The sequence below is a fragment of the Inquilinus sp. genome (genome assembly GCF_057815775.1).
On the sequence record NZ_JBYRFX010001121.1, the window covers coordinates 1 to 4,023 of the forward strand.

Consider the following 4,023-nt stretch of genomic DNA (forward strand, 5'->3'; position numbering starts at 1 on the left):
GCGCCCGCTACGACCGCGAGGTGGTGCTGAAGGCCGCCGACATCGTGCCGATGGTCACCTGGGGCACCAGCCCGGAAGACGTCGCACCGATCACCGGCGTGGTGCCGGACCCGGAGAAGGCGCCGGACGCCAACAAGGCCAGCGCCTGGCGCCGCAGCCTGGACTACATGGGCCTGCAGCCGGGCCAGCGCATGAGCGAGTTGGCGGTCGACAAGGTCTTTATCGGCTCCTGCACCAACGGCCGGATCGAGGATCTGCGCGCCGCCGCCGCGGTGGCCCGCGGCCGGCATGTCGCCGACAGCGTGTACGCGATGATCGTCCCCGGCTCCGGCCTGGTGAAGATCCAGGCCGAGGAAGAGGGGCTGGACGAGGTGTTCAAGGCCGCCGGCTTCGATTGGCGCGAGCCCGGCTGCTCGATGTGCCTGGCAATGAACGCCGACAAGCTGTCGCCCGGCGAACGCTGCGCCTCGACCTCGAACCGCAACTTCGAGGGCCGCCAGGGCCGCGGCGGGCGCACCCACCTGGTCAGCCCGGCCATGGCCGCCGCCGCGGCGATCGCCGGCCACCTGACCGATGTGCGCGACCTGAACTGACACCCTTCCCTGTCATTGCCGGGCTTGACCCGGCAACCCAGAGGATCTCGACAACCTCTGGATGCCCGGATCAAGTCCGGGCATGACAGTTGGGGGAGTTGTTCCTCCAAGCAGTCCCGTCCGATCCCACCGTCCGCTCTGCCGGGAGGAACGCCCTGCCATGTCCGCCCCATCCGACGCCGCGCGCAAATTCGACCCGGCCCGGGCCGGCGAATATGCCGTCCAGAGCCGCATCGCCCTGGCCGGCTATGATGCCTGCCATCAGCTGTCGGCCTGCATGCTGGCAGCGGCGCTGGGCTCCGGCGGCCCTGCCGAGATCCTGGTCGCCGGCGCCGGCGGCGGGGCGCAGGAGATCGTCACCGCCGGGCCGCTGGAGCCAGGCTGGCGCTTCACCGCCGTCGACCCCTCCGCGCCGATGCTGGATCTGGCCGCCGCCCGGCTGCGCGAGACGGGTCTGGACGGCCGCACCGAGATCCTCCTGGGCACGGTCGACGACCTGCCGGCCGATCGCCGCTTCGATGCCGCGACGCTGATCGGCGTGCTGCACCATTTGCCGGGCGACGAGGCCAAGCGCGCGATCCTGCGATCCCTGGCCGCGCGGCTCAAGCCGGGCGCGCCGCTGATCCTGGCCGGCAACCGCTTCGCCTATGCCAGCCAGCCGTTGCTGCTGGCGGCCTGGGGCCAGCGTTGGCGGATGCATGGCGCGACGCCGGAGGAAGTACAGACCAAGCTGGGCAAGATCCTGCAGGGCGCCGACCCGCCACCCTCCGAAGAGGCTGTTGCCGAATTGCTGACCGCTACCGGCTTCGGCCCGCCGACACCGTTCTTCTCCAGCCTGTTCTGGGGCGCCTGGCTGGCCCGGCGGGTGTGATAGGCTGCGCGGCCGACCTTCGAGAGCCCCGACATGGCCGACAGCCTGACCGAGACCAGCAAGTTCCTGAGCTACGTCCTGCGGCATGAGCCCCAGGCCATCGGCCTGGCGCTCGACCCGGAAGTCTGGGCCGGCATCGATGCGCTGATCGCCGCCGCGGCCGCCCATGGCAAGGCCCTGGATCCCCAGTTGATCCACGCGGTGGTCGACAGCAGCGACAAGAAGCGCTTCGCGATCAGCGCCGACGGCGCCCGCATCCGCGCCGTGCAGGGCCATTCGGCGCCGGAGGTCGCGATCGCCTATGAGCCCGTGGTGCCGCCGGAGCGCCTGTACCATGGCACCGCGACCCGGTTCCTGGAATCGATCCGGGCACAGGGCCTGGTCGCCGGCTCACGCCACCACGTCCATCTGTCGCCGGATGTCGAGACGGCCACCACGGTCGGGCGCCGCCACGGCAAGCCCGTGGTGCTGACCGTCGCCGCCGGCGCCATGCACGCGCAGGGCTTTATCTTCCACCAGGCCGACAACGGCGTCTGGCTGACCGCCTCGGTGCCCGCGAACTTCCTGAGCGAGCCCTGAACCCGCGTCTCTCGACCATAAGACCGTTCGAAAACGTGGCGGCGTGAGTCGACTGGTGGTGGTGCCGAGAACCGGCGCGCAGCGGACGTTTAGGTCCGTGAGCACCGGAAGCGCAGGCGGCGCCATCAGGCGGCCGCGCCGGCGCGTTTGCGAATGGCCTCAGGCGTGGCCGGCTTCGGTGGACAGCATCGTCGGGGCGAAGCCGAGCTTGGCGATCGCCTGTTCCCATTTCACCGACAGGTCCTCGCCGAACAGGATGTCCGGGTCGCAGGGCACGTTGAGCCAGCCATTGGCCTGGATCTCGGCGTCGAGCTGGCCGGCGCTCCAGCCGGCATAGCCCAGCGCCAGCAGGCGGCGGCTGGGGCCTTCGCCGCTGGCGATCGCCTGCAGCACCTCCAGCGTCGAGGTCACGCCGATCTCGCCGACCACGGCCGTCTTCTCGGCCCGGTAGTCGGCGGAATGCAGCACGAAGCCGCGCCCCGATTCGACCGGGCCGCCGAACTGGACCCGGGTTTCGCCCAGCAGGTCGCCATGCGGGATGCCGAGCTGGTCGAGCAGGGTCGGGAAGTCGATGGTCGACAGCGGCTTGTTCACCACCAGCCCCATCGCGCCCTGGTCGCTGTGCGCGCACAGATAGATCACCGTCCGGGCGAAGGGCGGCGCGGTCAGGGTGGGCATGGCGATCAGGAGCTGCCCGGTGAGGTATGCTTCATCCGGCGCCGGCTTGCCCCTGGGTCTGCCCCGACTCGTCCTGGCCACTGCTCTCTCCATTTCGTCCGCGACAATACGCTAACCTGCGGCGCTCTGGTTCCGAACGACTATATAGGCCAAAGAAAGGCCGTTTCATGATGCCGGAGTTTCGATGACGCGTGGGTGCGCATTCCTGCTGGGGGCTGTCCTGGCCATCGCGTCCCTGGCCCAGCCGGGCCGGGCCGATGCCGCCGCTTCGACCTGGCAGCCGGGCAAGGGCGCCGAGGCACGCCTGATCACGGCGGTGAACGGCACCGGCGACCTGGCCGCGATTCCGGCCGGGCTGCAGATCAGGCTGGAGCCGCACTGGAAGACCTATTGGCGGTCCCCCGGCGATGCCGGGCTGCCGCCGGTGCTGGACTGGACCGGGTCCGCCAACCTCGGCACCGCCGTCCTCGCCTACCCCGCGCCGCACCGGTTCCAGCTGTTCGGGCTGGAGACCTACGGCTACGAGACCGAGGTGGTGTTCCCGCTGACCCTGCCGGCGTTGCAGCCGGGGCAGGGACAGCATCTGGAACTGGCGGCGACCGTTCTGGTGTGCAGCGACATCTGCATCCCGGCCAATTTCCACTTCGCGCTCGACTTGCCGGCCGGCCCGGCAACGCCCGACCCCGAATCCGCCAACCTGATCGACCGCTTCGACAATGCGGTGCCCGGCGACGGCAGCGCCGCCGGCCTGACGATCGGCACCGTGTCTGCCACCGACAAGGGGCTGCAGGTCGAGGCGACGGCGCGCGAGCCCTTCGCCGCGCCTGACATCTTCGTCGAGGGTGCGCCGGGCGACGCCTTCGCCGCCCCGCGGATCACGACCAGCGATGGCGGCCGCAGGCTGGTCGCCCAGATCGACCGGGTCCAGGCGGGCGATCCGCCCACCGCCCTGGCCGGCAGCCCGGTCACGCTGACCCTGGTCGACGGCCCGCGCAGCGTCGAGGCCAAGCCCACCATCGGGCCGATGATTGCGGCCGCGGCGGCACCGATCGATGCCGCCGCCTGGATGGCCATCCTGGGCGTGGCGGTGCTGGGCGGGCTGATCCTGAACCTGATGCCCTGCGAGCTGCCGGTGCTGTCGCTGAAGCTGCTGTCGATCGTGAAGGCCGGCGGCCAGACACCGCGGCGGCAGCGGCTGGGCCTGCTGGCCACCGCCGCCGGCATCGTCGCCTCCTTCCTGGTGCTCGCCGCCGCGGCCATCGGGCTGAAGGCGGCCGGCGCCACGATCGGCTGGGGCATCCA

5 protein-coding genes are annotated in these 4,023 nt (G+C 71.0%); 4 read left to right on the top strand and 1 reads right to left on the bottom strand.

Translation table 11 applies throughout. The features are described from left to right. The 3 genes from AC3XYG_RS39985 to AC3XYG_RS39995 form a co-directional block, all read left to right on the top strand. On the top strand, nt 1–593 hold a 593-nt coding region (locus AC3XYG_RS39985), incomplete at its 5' end, for an aconitase family protein (RefSeq protein ID WP_489145483.1). 160 nt (nt 594–753) lie between these two features. Beyond that, entirely contained in the window at nt 754–1,464 is a 711-nt protein-coding gene (locus tag AC3XYG_RS39990) for an SAM-dependent methyltransferase (protein WP_489145484.1), read from the top strand. A 33-nt stretch (nt 1,465–1,497) separates the two neighbouring features. Beyond that, nucleotides 1,498–2,043 (top strand): RNA 2'-phosphotransferase, encoded by a 546-nt coding sequence (locus AC3XYG_RS39995; protein ID WP_489145485.1) that lies wholly within the window; start codon nt 1,498–1,500, stop codon nt 2,041–2,043. A gap of 159 nt (nt 2,044–2,202) precedes the next feature. Here AC3XYG_RS39995 and AC3XYG_RS40000 read toward each other — a convergent pair whose 3' ends face one another. Then, nucleotides 2,203–2,802 carry a YqgE/AlgH family protein gene (locus AC3XYG_RS40000; RefSeq protein ID WP_489145486.1) on the bottom strand — a complete coding sequence of 200 codons (600 nt, stop codon included), beginning with the start codon at nt 2,800–2,802 and terminating at the stop codon, nt 2,203–2,205. A 103-nt stretch (nt 2,803–2,905) separates the two neighbouring features. Between AC3XYG_RS40000 and AC3XYG_RS40005 the strand changes: the two genes are divergently transcribed. Next, on the top strand, nt 2,906–4,023 hold a 1,118-nt coding region (locus tag AC3XYG_RS40005), incomplete at its 3' end, for a protein-disulfide reductase DsbD domain-containing protein (protein ID WP_489145487.1).

Excerpts from the sequence above, each read along its gene's own strand:
- AC3XYG_RS39995 (WP_489145485.1), top strand. The coding sequence starts at position 1,498 with ATGGCCGACAGCCTGACCGAGACCAGCAAGTTCCTGAGCTACGTCCTG.
- AC3XYG_RS39990 (WP_489145484.1), top strand. The coding sequence starts at position 754 with ATGTCCGCCCCATCCGACGCCGCGCGCAAATTCGACCCGGCCCGGGCC.